This is a genomic window from Pseudomonas lalkuanensis, assembly GCF_008807375.1.
GTDB lineage: Bacteria > Pseudomonadota > Gammaproteobacteria > Pseudomonadales > Pseudomonadaceae > Metapseudomonas > Metapseudomonas lalkuanensis.
On record NZ_CP043311.1, the window covers coordinates 343,919 to 363,768 of the forward strand.

Genomic DNA, 19,850 nt, shown 5'->3' on the forward strand with positions numbered 1-19,850 from the left:
GCGGTCTGAGACCGCGGCACGACGGCCATGAATCAAGGGCACGACAGCATGCAGCCAGGCGGCGTCTGGGCCTTGAAACCCCTGGCCGACATGACGACAGCGGAATTCCACGACTGGCAGAAGTTGCTGGAGGAACGCACCGGCGTGGTGGTCAGCGACCAGCGCCGTTCCTTCCTCCAGGCAAATCTCAGTACGCGCATGCGTGAGCTGGGAGTGCAGGACTACGCCAGCTACTACCGCCAGGTCACCAATGGGCCGCGTGGCGCGGTGGAATGGTCGACCCTGCTGGATCGGCTGACCGTGCAGGAGACCCGCTTCTTCCGTCATCCGGCTTCCTTCGAGCTGCTCACCGATTATCTGCGGGGCCGCATTGCGGCTGGCCTTGCCCGGCCCCTGGAAATCTGGAGCGTGGGTTGCTCCAGCGGTGAAGAACCCTATTCGCTGGCCATGCTGGCAGCCGAGGCCCTTGGCGGTACCGAACGACCGGATTACTTCGGCGTGACCGGCACCGACATCAGCCTCAGCGCCCTGGCCAAGGCCCGCGAGGGTGTGTATGGCGCGAGGCGCCTGGAACAACTGGATGCGGCTCTTGCCGGGCGCTATTTCCAGGTCCAGGGCGACGGCCGTTACAAGATAGTGCCGAGCCTGGCCGCACGGGTGTGCTGCGCACGGCTCAATGTGCTGGAACTGGCGAAGGCGCCAATGTCCGGCATGGACGTAATTTTCTGTCAGAACCTGTTGATCTACTTCCGCCGTTGGCGGCGCCGGGAAATCCTCAACCGCCTGGCCGAGCGCCTGGCGCCGGGAGGCCTGATGGTGCTGGGTGTCGGCGAAGTGGTGGGGTGGCGGCACCCGGATCTCGATCCGGTGCCCAATGAACAGGTTCTGGCATTCACCCGGAAGGGATAGCAGACGGCTATGACTGATCGGCACGACTACGTCGCCCTCGAGTGGGTCAAGGGCGAGATCGCGGAAACCCTGAAGCAGGCGCGACAGGCACTGGAGGACTTCGTCGAGAATCCCCAGGACCCGACGCGCATGCGTTTCTGCCTGACCTATATCCATCAGGTCCAGGGCACGCTGCAGATGGTCGAGTTCTACGGTGCGGCCCTGCTCGCCGAAGAAATGGAGCGTCTTGCCCAGGCGCTGATGGAAGGCCGTGCGGCCAACCGGGGCGAGGCCCTGGAAGTGCTGATGCAGGCCATCCTGCAGCTACCGCCCTACCTGGATCGCATCCAGAGTGCCCGCCGCGACCTGCCGATGGTCCTGCTGCCGCTACTCAACGACCTCCGTGCCGCCCGTGGCGACAACCTGCTCTCGGAAACCAGCCTGTTCGCCCCGGATCTTTCCAGCGTGCTGCCGGCGCTGTCCATGGACACCCTGGCACGCATGCGTACCGCGGACCTGCCGGTGCTGCTGCGCAAGCTGCGGCAAATGCTGCAGACCGCCCTGGTGGGCGTGATCCGCAACCAGGATCTGGCCACCAACCTGGGCTACATGGCCCGGGTGTTCGCGCGTCTCGAATCCCTCTGCCAGGACGCGCCGCTTGGCCCGCTCTGGCAGATCGCCTCCGGGCTGGTGGAAGGCCTGGCCAATGGCTCCGTGGTCAACGGTTCCTCGGTGCGCAACCTGTTGCGCCAGGTCGACAAGGAGCTCAAGCGCCTGCTCGAAGAGGGGGCCGATGGCTTCAACCAGGCGGCCCCGGAAGAGCTGGTGAAGAACCTGCTGTTCTATATCGCCAAGGCCCCGGCCCAGTCGCCGCGCATTCGCGCCCTGAAAGAGCGCTATCGCCTCGACGAGGCCCTGCCCGATACCGCCGTGGTGGACGAGGAGCGTGCCCGTCTCGCCGGTCCCGACCGCGATGCCATGCGCTCGGTGGTCACCGCCCTCTGTGAAGAGCTGGTGCGGGTCAAGGACAGTCTCGACCTGTTCGTGCGCAGCGACCGCAGCGGTGTCACCGAACTGGATTCCCTGCTGCCGCCGCTCAAGCAGATCGCCGACACCCTGGCGGTGCTCGGCTTCGGCCAACCGCGCCGGGTGATCCTCGACCAGATCGACGTCATCCACGGCCTGTCCCTGGGCCAGCGCGATCCCAGCGATGCGGTGCTGATGGATGTGGCCGGTGCATTGCTCTACGTCGAAGCCACCCTGGCCGGCATGGTCGGCCCGGCGGAGCCGGGCGTGGCGGAAGAAAGCCACCTGCCCACTACCGATGTGGCGCAGATTCACCAGCTGGTGATCAAGGAGGCGCGCAATGGCCTGGAACAGGCCAAGGACGCCATCATCGAATTCATCGCTTCGCAGTGGAACCACGAGCACCTGGCCCGTGTGCCGGAGCTGCTGACCCAGGCCCGCGGCGGCATGGCGATGATCCCCCTGCCGCGCGCCGCGGCCCTGCTCGACGCCTGCAACCGCTACATCCTCGAACAACTGCTGGCGCGCAAGGCCGTGCCCAACTGGCAGAGCCTGGACACCCTGGCCGACGCCATCACCAGCGTCGAGTACTACCTCGAACGCCTGTCCGAGGACCATGCCGCCCAGGGCGACCTGATCCTCGACGTGGCCGAGGAGAGTCTCGGCGCCCTGGGTTATCCGCTGCAGGAGAAGCCTTCCATCCTCGACCGCGTGGAAGAGGAAGAAGCCCCGGCGCCGCTGGCCGATCCGCTCCAGGAAATCGAAGTACTGGCCGCCGAAGAGTCGGAGCTGCACCAGCACCTGGACCCGGAAGACGAGCCGGAAGCCGTCATGCCCCAGGCTGCGGACTTAGAGCTTGCGGACGACGGCCTCGACTCGCAGGCACCGCTGGAGCCGCCTCAACTCGCCGAAGCGCCGGCCGCCGAAGGCGATCTGCTGGTCTCCGACGACAACTGGAGCCTGGGCGAGCTGGACGCCGAGCCGGCTGCCGAGAGCATCGACCTCAGCCTGGATGCCCCGCTGGAGCTGGCCGAAGCCACCGTGGCCCCGGCCGCCGAAGGCGATCTGCTGGTCTCCGACGACAACTGGAGCCTGGGCGAGCTGGACGCCGAGCCGGCTGCCGAAAGCATCGACCTCAGCCTGGACATGCCGCTGGAACTGACTGCCGCGGCTGCCCCCCTGGCTGACGACAACAGCTGGAGCCTTGACGATCTGACCGCCGACGCGGCGGACCTCGTTACCGAGCCCGCCCTGGATACCCCGGCCAAACCCGAGGCCATCGCTTCCCTGGAGTTGGAGTCCGCGTTGCTGCCGGAAGGCGAAGCCCTGCCCGGCCTCGATCTGGACGAGCTGGAAAACCTGCCCGCCGAAACCGAAGTACCGGTCGCAGGCGATGATGAACTGCTGAACCTCAGTCTCGACGAGCCGCTGGAATTCGACGAAGGCCAGCCGTTGCCGAGCTTCGACCTGGCTGACCTGGAGGAGCTGCCGCCTGCCCTGCCGGGCGACCCACCGGCACTGGACATGCCGCTGGAGAACTTCGACACGCTGCCCAGCCTGGATTTCGACGAGCTGGACAGCCTGCCAGGCGCCGAGCCGGTGGCTGAACTGGACGCCTTGAACCTGGACGACCTGCCGGCGCCGCTGGAATGGGACGAAGCCGCTCTCGCCGAGCTCGGCCTGCCGGAAGTGGAACTGCCCAGCGCACTGCTGGAAGAACCTGTTGTGGAACCCGCCGCCGAGCGGCCGCTGTCCCTCGCCGAGGTGATGGCCGCGCCGGTACCGGCATTCAACCCGCCGGCCCGCGAGGTGCCGCCGAGCCTGCTGCCGCCGCCCGCCGACGAAGAACCGGTGGACGACGAACTGCAGGAAGTCTTCATCGAAGAAGCCGGCGAAGTGCTGGAGACTCTCTCTGAATACCTGCCGCGCTGGCGCGCCGACAGCAACGACCGCGACTCGCTGGGCGAGGTGCGCCGCGCTTTCCACACCCTCAAGGGCAGTGGACGCATGGTGCGTGCGCTGATCATCGGCGAGCTGTCCTGGTCGGTCGAGAACCTGCTGAACCGCGTACTGGACCGCAGCATCGAAACCGACGAGCCGGTGTATCAGGTGGTCCAGGATGTGGTGGACCTGCTGCCCACCCTGGTCGAGGAGTACGCCGCCAAGGCCCAGCGCCAGCGCGACGACGTCGACCTGCTGGCCGCCACGGCCCATGCCCTGGCCAAGGGGCAGAGCCTCCCAAAATCTGAAGCCCCGGGTTCAGAGCAGGCCGTCGAGCCCGCGGGCGAGCCGCATGCTCCTGTCATCACCGAAACCGGTGAGGCCATGGACCCGCAGTTGCTGGAAATCTTCCGCAACGAGGCGGAGCTGCACCTGGAAACCCTCGCCGGCTTCGTCAAGGCGTGCGACCAGGAGTTGCCCCAGGCGGTCAATGATGACCTCCAGCGTGCCCTGCACACCCTCAAGGGCAGTGCGCACATGGCCGGCATCATGCCCATCGCCGAAATCGCCACGCCGCTGGAAAAGCTGGCCAAGGAATACAAGACCAACCTGCTCAGCATCGACCTGTCCGAGGCCGGGCTGCTGCATGAGGCGCTGAACCTGCTGCGCCAGGGCGTGGCCCAGCTGGACAGCACGCCGCTGGCGCCGGTACCCGGTACCGAGGCGCTGCTGGAGCGGATCCGGAAGCTGCATCAGGACCGCCTGGACGCCGCCAACGCCGCGCGCCGAGACGACAAGGGCGAGACCCGCGATCCGCAGATGATCTCCCTGTTCCTGGCCGAGGGCATGGACATCCTGCTGGACGCCGAAGACCTGCTGCACCGCTGGCGCGAGCACCCGGCCGAGCGCCAGGAGCTGGGCGCACTGCTGGAAGAACTGACCACCCTCGGCCGTGGCGCCGAGATGGCCGAGCTGCCGCAGATCGAAGACCTCTGCGAAGCTCTGCTGGATGTCTATGGCGCAGTCGATGAAGGCAGCCTGCCGGTCAGCGAGCGCTTCTTCGACGAAGCCGAAACGGCCCACGAGGCCCTGATCGGCATGATGGACCAGGTGGCCGCTGCGCTGGAGGTCACGCCTCAGCCCGAGCGCGCCCAGGCCCTGCGTGACCTGTTGCAGGACGTGGTGGACCCGGCGGCCCTGGCGCTGCTGGAGCCCGGCATCCCGGACCTGGAAATCCAGGAGCTGGACGCGGACGCCGCCGACTGGGCGCCGGCCGCCGACAGCCCGCCGCTTCCCGAACCGGTGGAAGAACCGCAGGTGCTGGAGGATGTCGCGCTGCCGGAACTGGCGTCCTTCGACCCCGAGGAACTGCCAGAGGCTGAGCCGCTGGACCAGGTTCCGGCCACGCTGGACGAAGAAATGGTGTCCATCTTCCTCGAAGAGGCGGTGGATATCCTCGACAGCGCGGGCAAGGCCCTGGAACGCTGGCTGGGCGAGCCGGGCAACAACCCGGCGCTGCTGGCCCTGCAACGTGACCTGCACACCCTGAAGGGCGGTGCGCGCATGGCCGAAATCCGCCCCATCGGCGATCTCGCCCACGAGCTGGAGTCCCTTTACGAAGGGTTGGTGGATCGTCGTTACAGCCATTCGCCGCGTCTCGCCGGCCTGCTGCAGGCCAGCCATGACTGCCTGGCTTCGCTGCTGGAACAGCTCCAGGCGCGCCGTGCCCTGTCCGATCCGCTGCAGCTGATCCAGGACATCCGTGGCTTCCGTCAGGGTGGTGCGCAGAGCCTGTCGGCCGCTGTGGTGCAGCCGCTGCCCGAGTCAGAAGCTTTCGACGCGCTGGACTTCGAGTCGGAGGGCGGCGCTGACCTGGGCGATTCGCCGGAGGCCGCCAACGATGGGCAGCCGGAGGAAGACGATGAAGTCCTCACCGAGCTTGTCGTCGATGTGCCCGAGGCCGATTCGCCAGCACGTCGAGTCGTCGAAGAGCCGGCCGCCTACGTCGTGCCCCAGGCTTTCGACAGCGACCAGGACCCGGAACTGGTGGAAATCTTCCTCGAGGAAGGTTTCGACATCCTTGATAGCGCCGGCGCCGCCCTGCAGCGCTGGATCGAGGACCCGGACAACAGCCTCGAAATCGAAGCCCTGCAGCGTGACCTGCACACCCTCAAGGGCGGTGCGCGGATGGCCGAGATCGGTCCCATCGGCGATCTCGCCCACGAGCTGGAATTCCTTTACGAAGGCCTCTGCGGTGGTCGCCTGCGCGCCAGCCCGGCGCTGTTCGGCCTGCTGCAGGCCTGCCAGGACCGCCTGAGCGAAATGCTCGACGCGGTGCGCGCGCGCGGTCCGTTGCCGGATGGAAAGGCACTGGTCGACGCCATCAAGCACTGGCGCGCCAATCCCAGCGAACAGCTGAGCATGCCCACCGCCGTGCACTTGCAGCCGGTGGTCGAGGGCGAACTGGAGGCCGTGGCCGAGGCGGACATCCTCGATATCTTCCTGGAAGAGGCCGATGACCTGCTGGAGTCCATGGAAGTCGCCATCGGCCGCTGGGAAGAGGCTCGCGACGACGGCGCCCACGTGGACGAGCTGCTGCGCGTGCTGCACACCCTCAAGGGCGGTGCGCGACTGGCCGGGCAGAAACGCCTGGGCGACCTCACCCACGACCTGGAACAACACCTGGTCGAGGCGCAGCAACAGGGCGCGCCCTGGCCGGAAAGCCTGTTCCTCGACGTGCAGTCGGGCTACGAAGGCCTGCAGGCGGAACTGGAAGAGCTGCGCCAGCAACTCGACCGGAGCCTGGCCGAAGAGCTGCCGGCGCCTACCCCGGCGCCGGGCCAGGCGGAACTGCCCCAACTGGCGGCGCCGATAGTCGCGGCCAGCGTTCAGCCCCTGGTGGTTGGCCAGGAGCGCGTGCTGCCCTTCGTCCAGCGGGCTCGTGAAGCCGCCCAGGAAGCCGCTGCCCGCCGCGCCCCGCAGGAACTGGTGAAAGTGCCCGCGGAGCTGCTCGAAGGCCTGGTCAACCTGGCCGGTGAGACCTCCATCTTCCGTGGTCGTGTGGAACAGCAGGTCAGCGACTTCAGCTTCACCCTGAGCGAGATGGAAGCCACCATCGAGCGGGTGCGCGACCAGCTGCGCCGTCTCGATACCGAGACCCAGGCGCAGATTCTCAGCCGCTACCAGGCCGAGGCCGAGCGCGCCGGCTACGAGGACTTCGACCCGCTGGAAATGGACCGTCACTCGCAGCTGCAGCAGTTGTCGCGGGCGCTGTTCGAATCCGCGTCCGACTTGCTCGACCTCAAGGAAACCCTGGCGGCGAAGAACCGCGACGCGGAAACCCTGCTGCTGCAACAGGCACGGGTGAACACCGAGTTGCAGGAAGGCCTGATGCGTACCCGCATGGTGCCCTTCGACCGCCTCGTGCCGCGTCTGCGCCGCATCGTCCGGCAGGTGGCCAGCGAACTCGACAAACAAGTGGAATTCGTCGTCGGCAACGCCGAAGGCGAAATGGACCGTACCGTGCTGGAGCGCATGGTGGCGCCGCTGGAACACATGCTGCGCAACGCGGTCGACCACGGCATCGAGAATGCCGAGGCTCGCCGTGCCGCCGGTAAATCGGAGAGCGGCACCATTCGCCTGAATCTCGGCCGCGAGGGTGGGGACATCGTCCTGACCCTGGCTGATGACGGCGCCGGGATCAAGTTCGAAGCGGTGCGCCGCAAGGCCATCGAGCGCGGCATGATGGACGCCGAATCCGACCTGTCGGACCACGAAATCCTGCAGTTCATTCTCGAACCGGGTTTCTCCACCGCCGACAAGGTCACCCAGATTTCCGGCCGTGGCGTCGGCATGGACGTGGTGCATTCCGAAGTGAAACAGCTCGGCGGCACCATGAGCATCGACTCGACGCCGGGCGAGGGCAGCCGCTTCCTCATCCGCCTGCCGTTCACCGTGTCGGTGAACCGTGCACTGATGGTGCTCTCCGGCGAGGACCTCTACGCCATCCCGCTGAACACCATCGAAGGTATCGTGCGGGTGTCGCCCTACGAGCTGGAAACCTACTACCAGCCGGACGCACCGCGCTTCGAGTACGCCGGGCAGAACTACGAGCTGAAGTACCTGGGCGACCTGCTGGGCAACGGCCAGCAGCCCAAGCTGGTGGGCCAGAGCCTGCCGCTGCCGGTGATCCTGGTGCGCTCTTCCGAGCACGCCGTGGCCGTGCAGGTGGACGCCCTGGTAGGTTCCCGCGAAATCGTGGTGAAGAGCCTCGGCGCGCAGTTCGCCGGGGTCCACGGCATTTCCGGCGCGACCATCCTCGGTGACGGCCGGGTGGTGGTGATCCTCGACCTGTTGGCGACCATCCGTTCGCGTCACGCGCACCTGGTGCAGCCGCTGCCGCGTTCGGCCAACGTCAACCTGCTGCCTGCCGAGGTGGACGTGGAGCGTCCACCGCTGGTGATGGTGGTGGACGACTCGGTGACCGTACGCAAGGTCACCAGCCGCCTGCTGGAGCGCAACGGCATGAACGTGCTCACCGCCAAGGACGGGGTGGACGCCATCGCCCTGCTGCAGGAGCAGCGTCCGGACATCATGCTGCTGGACATCGAAATGCCGCGCATGGACGGCTTCGAAGTGGCGACCCTGGTGCGCCACGACGAACGCCTGAAGGACCTGCCGATCATCATGATCACCTCGCGTACCGGCGAGAAACACCGCGAGCGCGCCATGGCCATCGGCGTCAATGACTACCTGGGCAAGCCCTATCAGGAGTCCTTGCTGCTCGAAACCATCCAGCATCTGGTCAAACGGACATGACAGAGAAGACTTCCGCACGCATCGCCGTGCTCGCCGACACCTCGCTGCAACGCCATGTGCTGCAGCAGGCGCTGACCGGGAATGGCTACCAGGTGGTGCTCAACAGCGACCCCGCCCGCCTCGACGAGGAGGCCCTGGGGGCCTGCGAAACGGACCTCTGGCTGGTGGACCTGGCCCTGTCCGAAGACTCGCCCCTGGTGGACAACCTGCTGGAACACGCCAGCGCACCGGTGCTGTTCGGCGAAGGGCACGCACCTGAGCGCCATTCCGAGCACTACCCGCGCTGGGAAAGGCGCCTGTTCGGCAAACTGAAGAAGCTGGTGGGTGATCCGGCCGTGGCGGTAGGGCCGAGCCTGGAAACGCTGCTGGCCGAGGCGCAGCGGCCGTCCCGCCTGGAACTGCCCAGGGCGCTCGCCGATACCCCGCTGGTGGCGGGCGAGCCCGCGCGTCAGGTCTGGCTGCTGGCCGCTTCCCTCGGTGGTCCGGCGGCGGTCAAGGCGTTCCTCGACGCGTTGCCCGGCGGCCTGCCCATCGGCTTCATCTATGCCCAGCATATCGACCCCAGCTTCGAGGGCGCGCTGCCCCAGGCGGTTGGACGCCATAGCCAGTGGCACGTCAACCAGGCCCGCCATGGTGACGCCGTGCGCTGTGGTGAAGTGGTGGTGGCGCCCATCAGCCGCGAACTGAATTTCACCGACGACGGCCGCATGCAGATGGGCGAACGCCCCTGGCCGGAACCCTACAGCCCGTCCATCGACCAGGCCATGCTCAACCTCGCCCAGCACTTCGGTGCCCAGTGCGGCGTGATCGCCTTCAGCGGCATGGGCAGCGACGGCAGTGCCGCCGCCGCCTACCTGCGCCGCCAGGGCGGGCTGATCTGGACCCAGAGCGCCGAATCATGCGCCTGTTCGAGCATGCCCGACAGCCTGCGCGAAGGTGGCTACAGCGGTTTCAGCGGCGACCCGCGCGAGCTGGCCGCCAAGCTGGTCGAACATCTGGCCGCGCAGTTCAGTTAGGGGCTGTTGACGTTTCGCTCGCGGCCGCGCCGAAGCCAGTTCTTGCGCGGGGCACGGCATGAGGAGAGAGGTTTGGTTATTCCAAATGAACGACGAATAACGCAGCACCGCGCAAAACTGGCCCGGCCCTCCGGCTCGCGCCGAAATGCCAACAGACCCTAGCCCAGGACTCCCATGAGCCAAGCCGTTACTACCCAGAACAGCACCGCCAGCCTCACCGGCCTGCTGCTGCCGCTGTCCGACCGTACCTTGCTGGTGCCAAACGTGGCCCTGGCTGAACTCATTCCCTACCGCGCGCCCCAGGCGACGCCGGGGCTGCCCGCCTGGCTGCTGGGGCAGGTAGCCTGGCGCGACCTGCGCCTGCCGCTGCTGTCCTTCGAAGCCGCCGCGGGCGGCGAGGTGAAAGTGGGATCGGGTGCCCGGGTGGCGGTACTCAATGCCCTCGGCGGCCGTCCTCACGTGAAGTTCATCGCCCTGCTGCTGCAAGGCATTCCCCGTTCGCTGAAGCTGGAAGACGACCTGCGCCGCGCCAATGCGCCGCTGTCGATTCTTGAGCTGGATTCGGTGCAACTGGGCACCGACGTGGCGAAGATTCCTGACCTGATGGCCCTGGAGCAGATGCTGGCGGATGCCGGGCTGATCTGAGTCCAGTAGCTTGGTCCGAGCGCAGCCAGGCCCGACGTTTCTCTGGTTATCCCGTGTGCTGGGCTGCGGGTAGCTCAGACCAGCCTACGCCAGCTAGAAATCGCCCCAGAGTTGCTGCGCCACGCTGAGCGCCACCACCGGCGCCGTTTCGGTGCGCAATACGCGGGGGCCCAGGCGCGCGGCATGGAAGCCGGCTGACTTCGCCGCATCCACCTCGGCCTCGGAGAGGCCGCCTTCCGGCCCGATCAGGAAAGCCAGGCTACCCGGCCGGGCATGGCTGGCCAGGGGGGCGGCCACCGGATGCAGGACCAGCTTGAGGTCGGCCTCGACCTGGCGCTGCCAGTCGGCCAAGGCGATTGGCGCATGGATGACCGGCAGCACCGAGCGGCCGCATTGCTCACAGGCGCTGATGGCGACCTGGCGCCAGTGGGCGAGGCGCTTGTCGGCGCGTTCGTCCTTCAGACGGACTTCGCAGCGCTCGCTGACAATCGGGCTGATCTCGACCGCGCCCAACTCGGTGGCTTTCTGGATCGCCCAGTCCATGCGCTCGCCGCGCGACAGGCCCTGACCCAGGTGCACCCGCAGGGCAGACTCGGCCATTCCGGCGAAGGCTTCGCGCAATTCCACCCTGACGATCTTCTTGCCCACCTCGATCAGTTCGCCGAGGTACTCCTGCCCGGAACCGTCGAACAGCTGCACGGCATCGCCCGTGGCCAGGCGCAGGACGCGACCGATGTAGTGGGCCTGGGCTTCGGGCAGTTCGTGCTGGCCGAGGGAGAGCGGGGCGTCGATGAAAAAGCGGGAAAGGCGCATGGGCATTCGGGCAAAGGAGAGACAGGCGCGCAGTTTAAGGCCTGGCGCGCCGTCCGTGTTACCCGTCAGCCCGGATCGCGATGGTTCGGATGCAGGTCCACCGCCACCGGCACGCTCACTGACTCGCGGGTGGCGATGTCGATGCCTTCGCCGGCCACCTGGGCGAGGAAGTCGATCTGTTCCTCGGTGATCACGTAGGGCGGCAGGAAATACACCACGTTGCCCAGCGGACGCAGCAGCGCGCCGCGCTCCAGGGCGTGCTGGAAGACTTTCAGGCCGCGACGTTCCTGCCAGGGGAAGGGCGTCTTGCTGGCCTTGTCCTGGACCATTTCGATGGCCAGCACCATGCCGGTCTGGCGCACCTCCGCCACGTTCGGGTGGTCCGCCAGGTGGGCAGTGGCCGTCGCCATGCGCATGGCCAGCTTGCGGTTGGCCTCGATCACCTTGTCCTGCTCGAAGATGTCCAGGGTCGCCAGGGCGGCGGCGCAGGCCAGCGGGTTGCCGGTGTAGGTGTGCGAGTGGAGGAAGGCGCGCAGGGTCTGGTAGTCGTCGTAGAAGCCCTGGTAGACGGCCTCGGAGGTAAGCACGGCGGCCATCGGCAGGTAACCGCCGGTCAGCGCCTTGGACAGCACCAGGAAGTCCGGGGCGATGCCGGCCTGCTCGCAGGCGAACATGGTGCCGGTGCGGCCGAAGCCGACGGCGATCTCGTCGTGGATCAGGTGCACGCCATAGCGGTCGCAGGCTTCGCGCAGCAGCTTGAGGTAGACCGGGTGATACATGCGCATGCCGCCTGCGCCCTGGATCAGCGGCTCGACGATCACCGCCGCGACTTCCTCATGGTGCTCGGCGAGGGTGCGCTCCATGTGGGCGAACATGGCGCGGGAATGTTCTTCCCAGCACATGCCTTCGGGGCGCAGGAAGCAGTCCGGGCTCGGCACCTTGAGGGTGTCCAGCAGCAGCGACTTGTAGGTCTCGGTGAATAGCGCGACGTCGCCCACCGACATCGCCGCGATGGTTTCGCCGTGATAGCTGTTGGTCAGGGTGACGAAGCGTTTCTTGCGTTCCAGCCCCTGGTTGCGCCAGAAGTGGTAGCTCATCTTCAGCGCCACTTCGATGCCGGAGGAGCCGTTGTCGGCATAGAAGACCCGATCCAGGCCCTTGGGCGTGATCCTGACCAGGCGCTCGGACAGTTCCACCACTGGCTGATGGCTGAAGCCGGCAAGGATAACGTGCTCCAGCTGGTCTACCTGATCCTTGATGCGCTGGTTGATGCGTGGGTTGGCGTGGCCGAAGACGTTGACCCACCAGGAGCTGACAGCGTCCAGGTAGCGCTTGCCCTCGAAGTCCTCCAGCCAGACGCCTTCGCCACGGCGGATCGGCACCACCGGCAGGCGTTCGTGATCTTTCATCTGGGTGCAGGGGTGCCAGAGCACAGCGAGGTCGCGTTGCATCCAGTCGGCATTGAGGCCCATGACTCGTTCTCCTGTAGCGATCGGCGAAGCCTATGCAATGCGGCTGGCCCGGACAAGCAGGACGCCATTGGCCAGCCGGAAGGCACTTCTGGCCGGGCCGTCGGGGCTGGCGTATCCTGCGCGCCAATTTCGAACGACGCTGCTTCACCGGGGGGATTCTTCATGCCTGCAGCCTGGCGCGCCTTGGCGCTGATCATCGTGGGAGGGCTCAGTGCGACGGCGCTGGCCAAGGACAAGCAGCCGACGGCTATCGTCATCGGCGGCGGCATGGCGGGCCTGACTTCGGCCTACGAGCTGCAGCAGAAGGGCTGGCAGGTTACCGTGCTGGAGGCCAAGCCGAGCATCGGCGGCCGTTCGGGCCTGGCCGCCAGTGAGTGGGTAGGCAGCGCCAAGCTGCAGCCGAGCCTGTACCGCTACCTGGACCAGTTCAAGCTGAAGGCCGTACCCGCCCCGGATTACGTGCGCAATCCCGGTTACCTGGTGAACGGCCGTTACTTCTCCGAGGCCGACCTGCTCAAGGAAGCGCCCAGCACCGTGGAAGGCCTGAAGCGCTTCGACAAGAGCCTGGACGACCTGGCCGCCTCGATCGACGATCCGATGAAGCCGCTGGCCAACCACACCCTGCAGACCCTCGATTCCATCTCCGTTGCCCGCTGGCTGGAGAAGCTGAACCTGGCGCCGACCGCCAAGGCCCTGGTGGATCAGCGCATCCGCTCGCGCTATGACGAGCCGTCGCGCCTGTCCCTGCTCTACCTGGCCCAGCAAGCCCGCGTCTACCGTGGCCTGCCGGATACCGAAATGCGTGCCGCGCGCCTGCCCGGCGGTAGCCAGGGCCTGGCCCAGGCCATGGCCAAGCAGATCAAGACCATCAAGACCAACGCCCGCGTCTCCGCCATCGTGCAGGAGCAGGAGAGCGTCACCGTCAAGGTTGGCGGCACCGGCTACAAGGCCGATTACGTCGTGCTCGCTGTGCCGCTGCCGGCGCTGGGCAAGATCAGCATGACCCCGTCCCTTTCCGCGCTTCAGCTACGTGCCTTGAAGGACATCAACTACGGCTGGCGCGACCAGATGCTGCTGCAGTTCAAGAAGCCGGTCTGGGGCAAGAGCCGGCTTTCCGGCGAGGTCTACAGCGACCAGGGCCTGGGCATGCTCTGGGTCGAGCCGGCGCTCAAGGGCGGCGCCAACCTGCTGATCAACCTGTCCGGCGATAACGCGCGCCTGATGCAGGCCTTTGGCGACCGGCAGATGGTCGACCAGGTGCTGATCCGTTTCGACAAGCACTTCCCGGGCGCCCGCGAGCAATTCAAGGGCTTCGAGCTGCGCCGCTACGGCAAGGACGCCCTGGCCGGCGGTGCCTACCTGGCCTACGGTCCGGGCGAGATCAGCCTCTACTGGCGCATGTGGGAGCAGCCCCTGGGCCGCGTGGTGTTCGCGGGCGAACACACTGACGCGCTCTATCCGGGCACCCTGGAAGGTGCGCTGCGCAGCGGCCAGCGCGCCGCCGGCCAGGTCATTGACCTGAAGGCCGGCAAGACCGTCGGTCCGGTGGAAGCCGTGGCCGAAGCCAAGCCGGAGGCCGCGCCCAGGGCGTCCACCAAGGAAGAGAAGAAGGGCTTCTTCTCTCGCCTGTTCAACTGAGTCCAGTCCCAGGCGGCGAGTCGTCTCGCCGCCTGTCCCCCCTGACGCAACGCTCGGCCGCGTCCTACGAACTTTCAGGCATTCCCTTCGACAAAATCCTGCAAGGGTTCATTCGTCATAAAGATCGTATTGCTCGATATTTCAAAGCGAAATTTTCCGCTTTAATTCGATAGATTTGCCGCTAGGCTAAATCACTCGCGTTTACCCAGCCTGTGTTTCCAAGGATTCATTTCATGCAATGGCGTAACTCCCCGTCCCGCTTCGGTCTGGTCAGTATCGTTCTGCATTGGGGGGTGGCCATCGTCTTCGTCGGCCTGTTCGCCCTGGGCCTGTGGATGGTCGGTCTGAACTACTACAGCAGCTGGTACAAGACCGCTCCGGATATCCACAAGGGTGTCGGTATCCTGCTGTTCCTGGTGATGCTTGCGCGCCTGGCCTGGCGTTTCGTCAGTCCGCCGCCGCCCGCCCTGCCCAACCATGGTCCGATGACCCGTCTGGGTTCCAAGGTCGGCCATCTGGTGCTCTACCTCGGCCTGTTCGCCCTGATGATTTCCGGCTACCTGATTTCCACCGCCGAAGGACGCGGCATTGCCGTGTTCGGCTTGTTCGAGGTGCCCGCGACCCTGACCGCTATCCCGGACCAGGAAGATGTCGCCGGTGCCATTCACGAATACCTCGCCTGGGGCCTGCTGATCTTCGCCGGCATCCACGCCCTGGCCGCCCTCAAACACCACTTCATTGATCGTGACGCGACCCTGACCCGCATGCTCGGTCGCGCCGCCAAATAACGCTGCAACCTCTCAACAAGGAGATTCATCGATGCTGAAGAAAACCTTCGCTGCCCTGACCCTGGGTGCTGCGCTCTTCGCTGGCCAGGCGATGGCCGCTGACTACGTGATCGACAAGGAAGGCCAGCACGCCTTCGTCAACTTCAAGATCGGCCACCTGGGCTACAGCTACATCTACGGCACCTTCAAGGACTTCGACGGCACCTTCAGCTTCGACGAGAAGAATCCGGAGGCCAGCAAGATCAAGGTCACCCTGAAGACCGCCAGCGTCGACACCAACCACGCCGAGCGTGACAAGCACATCAAGAGCGGTGACTTCCTGAACGTCAGCAAGAACCCCACCGCCACCTTCGAATCCACCGCGGTCAAGTCCACCGGCCAGGGCACTGCCGACGTGACCGGCAATCTGACCCTGAACGGCGTGACCAAGCCGGTGGTGATCAAGGCCAAGTTCGTTGGCCAGGGCGACGACCCGTGGGGCGGCTACCGCGCCGGTTTCGAAGGCACCACCACCATCAAGCTGAAGGACTTCGCCATTCAGAAGGACCTCGGCCCGGCCTCCCAGGAAGCCGAGCTGATCATCTCCTTCGAGGGCGTACGTTCCTAAGCGTGCTTTCCCGCCGTACCAGAACGCCGGCCCAGTGCCGGCGTTTTGCGTTGTGGGAGCGAATTCACTCGCGAAAGCGCCACCAAGCAGCACGTTGTCCCCCATCGCGATTGAAATCGCTCCCACAGGGGAATGCCGCCGCCTCGCGGAAACGAAAACGCCGGCACTTGGCCGGCGTTTTCATGAGCGGGTGAAACTCAGCGATTGCGGGTCAGCAATGCCGGTTTCTCGCCGCGCGGGCGGCTGCTCTGTTGCAGTTCGTCCAGTTGCTCCGGAGTCGGGTAACGGTCGGCGCGGGACTCTTTCATGATGATCTTCGGTGCCGGCTTGTTGGCTCGGGGATCCTGCACGGCAGGCTCGTCGCGACCACGGGACACCAGTTGATCGTCACTACGGCGCTGGCCGTTGCCGCGCCCCTTGGCCGCCTTGCCCTGACCCTGGCGCTGCTGGCCCTGCTTCTGGCCACCCTGGCGCTGGCCCTGGTTGCTGCCACTTCCCTGGCCCTGGCTGCGGCCCTGACCTCCGCTACGGCCTTGACCCTGAGCGCCACCACTACGGCCCTGACCTTGCTGGGCTTGACCCTGCTGGCGCTGGCCCTGGCCCTGGCCCTGGCCACCACGGCGCTGGTTGCGACCCTGGCCCTTGGGTGGATAGGGGCTGACGTAGTCGACACGATTGCCGAAGTTGTCGATTTCGTCGTCGAGGAATTCTTCCGGATCACGGTCGGCGGCTGGCTGCGGCGGACGCGCCGGCTTGGGCTGCTTGGGCTGCTGCTGACGCTGGCCGGCTGCCTGCTGGCCCTGGCCTTGTTCCTGGTCCGGCCCCTTGCCCTTGCCACGACGGCGATTACGGCTCTTGCGCGGCTTGCCTTCTGCGGCGCCTTCGGCATTGGCTTCCTTCCCTTCGGCGGGCGCCTGCGGCGCGGCGGCCTTGGCTTCGCGCTTGGGCTTGTCGGCACGCGGCTGGCGCTCGGGGCGCGGCGGGCGCGCTTCGGGACGCTCGGCCTCGACGGTCGCCGGGTCGAAGCCCTGGGTATCGCCGTCCGGGATCTTCTGCTTGGTCAGGCGCTCGATGGCCTTCAGCAGCTTCTCTTCATCCGGCGCGACCAGGGAGATGGCTTCGCCGCTGCGACCGGCACGACCGGTACGGCCAATGCGGTGCACGTAGTCTTCCTCGACGTTGGGCAGCTCGAAGTTGACTACATGGGGCAATTGGTCGATGTCCAGGCCACGGGCCGCGATGTCGGTGGCCACCAGGATGCGCACCTCGTTGGCCTTGAAGTCGGCCAGGGCCTTGGTGCGGGCGTTCTGGCTCTTGTTGCCGTGGATCGCGGCGGCGGCCAGGCCGTGCTTGGTCAGATACTCGGCCAGGCGGTTGGCGCCGTGCTTGGTACGGGTGAAGACCAGCACCTGTTCCCATGCGCCGACAGTGATCAGGTGCGCCAGCAGGGCGCGCTTGTGACTGGCGGGGAGACGGAACACGCGCTGCTCGATGCGCTCCACCGTGGTGTTCGGCGGGGTCACTTCGATGCGTTCGGGATCGTGCAGCAGCCTGTTGGCGAGGTCGACGATGTCTTTTGAGAAGGTTGCCGAGAACAGCAGGTTCTGGCGCTTGGGCGGGAGCTTGGCGAGGACCTTCTTCACGTCGTGGATGAAGCCCATGTCGAGCATCCGGTCGGCTTCGTCGAGCACGAGGATTTCCACATGGGAGAGGTCGACGCTGCCCTGACCGGCCAGGTCGAGCAGGCGGCCGGGGCAGGCCACCAGCAGGTCCACGCCCTTGGAGAGGGCCTGCACCTGGGGATTCATGCCGACGCCGCCGAAGATGCAGGTACTGACCAGTTTCAGGTCACGGGCGTAGAGCTTGAAGCTGTCGTGGACCTGTGCCGCCAGTTCGCGGGTCGGCGTCAGGACCAGAACGCGCGCCTGGCGCGGGCCATGGCGCTGGGATTTGTCGTGGTGACCGTTGGGGAACAGCAGTTCCAGAACGGGCAGGGCGAAACCGGCGGTCTTGCCGGTGCCAGTCTGGGCCGCAACCATCAGGTCGCGACCTTGCAACACGGCGGGAATCGCCCGCTGTTGCACGGGAGTGGGCTTGGCGTAGCCGGCGGCTTCGACGGCGCCGACCAATGCCTCGGAGAGACCGAGGGAGGCAAAGGACATGGGAGATCCTGTGTGAGTTCTAAGGGGCTGGCCCGATAGGGTGATCGTGTCTGGCTCGAATCACGGCGATGGCTGGTGATCCCGACCGGTCCTGCTGGCTCTGGGGGTGGCTCAGCATCCGGGCGTATGCCTGACGGAGCGCCGAGTATAACAGCTCCGCGAGAATGTACAGCCCTCGCGGCGCTCAACGGTTACCGAAGGTTTCCCGCGCCGGGTTCGCGGTAGCGATCCACCAGCTCGGCGTATGCGGGCTCCCGCTTGAAGCGCCTGAGCGCCTCGCTGAAGCGTCCGGCAAGTCCGTCCAGGCGCGGCTCGCGGCGAAACGCCAGATACAGGCGGTCGCGACTGATCACCCGCTCGTGCTGGCCGACTTCGGCCCCGAGCCCCATCTGGTGGATCAGGAAAAGACCGGCGCGGCGATCGTTCACCACCAGGTCGACCCGGTCGCGCACCAGCTTGCCGAGGTTCGCCTCGTGGGTGGGCGCCGGTTCGCGGATGAACAGCGTGGATGTACGGAAAGCCTGGTCGGCGTACCAGTAGCCGGGGGAAACGCCCACCTTCAGTCCTTGCAGATCGGCCATGCGCTGGAACGGGTAGGGGCGCTGCCTGGCGTAGAACAGGACGAATTCCACTTCCGAAAGCGGCTCGCTGGGGAAGGCCATCCGGGCTTCGCGTTCCTGAATGTGGAAGATATCCAGCACCGCGTCGGCCTGCCCGCTTTCCAGCGCCATCAGGCAGCGTTTCCAGGGCATCAGGCTCCACTGCACCTCGACGCCCAGGCGCTTGAAGATGACGCTGCTGGCCTCGTAGTCCAGCCCCCGTATCTCGCCGTCGTCCTCATAGACATAGGGCGCCCACGGCTCGCTGACGATACGCAGTGGGTCCGCCCCGGCAACTTGGCCAAGGCAGGCGGACAGGATGACAAGGAGGGTGCGAAATAGTGGCATGTGGCCAGATTACGTGGCCGCACGCGCGCTGGATAGTAAGCCGAGGGTCAAAGATTTCCAGGCTGTGATCACCGTCGCCACTGGCTCCGATCGTGGGGCGCATTCATTCGCGATTGAAATCGCTCCCACATGAAGAAAAGGCCGGGACATTGCCCGGCCTTTTCGTCTTCTACGGCAAACTCAACGCGGCAGGTTGAGGTTCTTCCAGATCGCCAGGCTCGGTTCTGCCTGGTTCAGGGTGTAGAAGTGCAGGCCGGGAGCACCGCCCTGGAGGAGCTGCTCGCACATCTCGGTGATCACCTGCTCGCCAAATGCCTGGATGCTCTGCGCGTCATCGGCGTAAGCCTCCAGTTGCTTGCGGATCCAGCGCGGGATTTCCGCACCGCAGGCGTCGGAGAAGCGGGCCAGCTTGCTGTAGTTGGTGATCGGCATGATGCCCGGTACCACGGGGATATCCACACCCAGCTTGCGCACGCGCTCGACGAAGTAGAAGTAGCTGTCGGCGTTGAAGAAGTACTGGGTGATCGCGCTGCTGGCGCCGGCCTTCACCTTGCGCACGAAGTTGGCGAGGTCGGACTCGTAGCTGCGTGCCTGGGGATGCACTTCCGGGTAGGCGGCGACTTCGATGTGGAAGTGATCGCCGGTTTCCGCGCGGATGAACTCCACCAGCTCGTTGGCGTAGCGCAGCTCGCCGCTGGCCATGCCCATGCCCGACGGCAGGTCGCCGCGCAGGGCGACGATGCGCTGGATGCCGGCATCCTTGTAGTACGCCAGCAGAGCGCGCAGTTCGGCCTTGCTGTCGCCGACGCAGGACAGGTGCGGCGCGGTGGGCACCTTCACTTCGCCGTCCAGCTGCAGGACGGTCTGCAGGGTACGGTCGCGGGTGGAGCCGCCGGCACCGTAGGTGCAGGAGAAGAAATCCGGCTGGTAGGCGGCCAGGTTGCGGGCGGTGGCCATCAGTTTTTCGTGCCCGGCTTCGGTCTTGGCGGGGAAGAACTCGAAGCTGTAACGGCGTTCTTGGGACATGGGTCTTTCCAGGCTCGGGAGCAAGAGACGGAGGGCGCGCCCTCCGCCAGGCTGAAAACGGGG

The 19,850-nt window shown here is 66.2% G+C and carries 12 protein-coding genes; 7 read left to right on the top strand and 5 right to left on the bottom strand.

Annotated elements, in window-relative coordinates:
* Positions 1-48 precede the first annotated feature (48 nt).
* The 4 genes from FXN65_RS01660 to FXN65_RS01675 all read left to right on the top strand — a co-directional run bounded on the left by FXN65_RS01660 (position 49) and on the right by FXN65_RS01675 (position 10,334).
* A complete protein-coding gene (locus tag FXN65_RS01660; protein ID WP_151138630.1) occupies positions 49-909 on the top strand; it encodes a protein-glutamate O-methyltransferase in 861 nt (286 codons plus the stop codon).
* 9 nt (positions 910-918) lie between these two features.
* Entirely contained in the window at positions 919-8,673 is a 7,755-nt protein-coding gene (locus FXN65_RS01665; RefSeq protein WP_151131357.1) for an Hpt domain-containing protein, read from the top strand.
* Positions 8,670-9,689, top strand: a complete 1,020-nt coding sequence (locus FXN65_RS01670; protein WP_151131358.1) for a chemotaxis protein CheB — start codon at positions 8,670-8,672, stop codon at positions 9,687-9,689. Before FXN65_RS01665 ends, FXN65_RS01670 begins: the two co-directional genes overlap by 4 nt.
* A gap of 174 nt (positions 9,690-9,863) precedes the next feature.
* Positions 9,864-10,334 carry a chemotaxis protein CheW gene (locus FXN65_RS01675; RefSeq protein WP_151131359.1) on the top strand — a complete coding sequence of 157 codons (471 nt, stop codon included), beginning with the start codon at positions 9,864-9,866 and terminating at the stop codon, positions 10,332-10,334.
* A gap of 93 nt (positions 10,335-10,427) precedes the next feature.
* Here FXN65_RS01675 and FXN65_RS01680 read toward each other — a convergent pair whose 3' ends face one another.
* On the bottom strand, positions 10,428-11,147 hold the full coding sequence (locus FXN65_RS01680; protein WP_151131360.1) for a 16S rRNA (uracil(1498)-N(3))-methyltransferase: 720 nt from the start codon (positions 11,145-11,147) through the stop codon (positions 10,428-10,430).
* A gap of 65 nt (positions 11,148-11,212) precedes the next feature.
* Positions 11,213-12,619 carry an adenosylmethionine--8-amino-7-oxononanoate transaminase gene (locus FXN65_RS01685; protein WP_151131361.1) on the bottom strand — a complete coding sequence of 469 codons (1,407 nt, stop codon included), beginning with the start codon at positions 12,617-12,619 and terminating at the stop codon, positions 11,213-11,215.
* A gap of 162 nt (positions 12,620-12,781) precedes the next feature.
* Between FXN65_RS01685 and FXN65_RS01690 the strand changes: the two genes are divergently transcribed.
* The 3 genes from FXN65_RS01690 (at position 12,782) to FXN65_RS01700 (ending at position 15,652) form a co-directional block, all read left to right on the top strand.
* Positions 12,782-14,257, top strand: a complete 1,476-nt coding sequence (locus FXN65_RS01690) for a flavin monoamine oxidase family protein (RefSeq protein WP_151131362.1) — start codon at positions 12,782-12,784, stop codon at positions 14,255-14,257.
* A gap of 233 nt (positions 14,258-14,490) precedes the next feature.
* Positions 14,491-15,045: a cytochrome b gene (locus FXN65_RS01695; protein ID WP_151131363.1), complete on the top strand. Its 555-nt coding sequence runs from the start codon at positions 14,491-14,493 to the stop codon at positions 15,043-15,045.
* 31 nt (positions 15,046-15,076) lie between these two features.
* Positions 15,077-15,652: a YceI family protein gene (locus FXN65_RS01700; RefSeq protein WP_151131364.1), complete on the top strand. Its 576-nt coding sequence runs from the start codon at positions 15,077-15,079 to the stop codon at positions 15,650-15,652.
* Positions 15,653-15,849: 197 nt separating this feature from the next.
* On the opposite strand, the gene FXN65_RS01705 is transcribed toward FXN65_RS01700, so the two are convergent.
* The 3 genes from FXN65_RS01705 to metF all read right to left on the bottom strand — a co-directional run bounded on the left by FXN65_RS01705 (position 15,850) and on the right by metF (position 19,787).
* A complete protein-coding gene (locus tag FXN65_RS01705) occupies positions 15,850-17,814 on the bottom strand; it encodes a DEAD/DEAH box helicase (protein ID WP_151131365.1) in 1,965 nt (654 codons plus the stop codon).
* A 191-nt stretch (positions 17,815-18,005) separates the two neighbouring features.
* Positions 18,006-18,761, bottom strand: a complete 756-nt coding sequence (locus FXN65_RS01710) for a substrate-binding periplasmic protein (RefSeq protein ID WP_151131366.1) — start codon at positions 18,759-18,761, stop codon at positions 18,006-18,008.
* A gap of 180 nt (positions 18,762-18,941) precedes the next feature.
* On the bottom strand, positions 18,942-19,787 hold the full coding sequence (metF, locus tag FXN65_RS01715) for a methylenetetrahydrofolate reductase [NAD(P)H] (RefSeq protein WP_178119259.1): 846 nt from the start codon (positions 19,785-19,787) through the stop codon (positions 18,942-18,944).
* Positions 19,788-19,850: the final 63 nt, after the last annotated feature.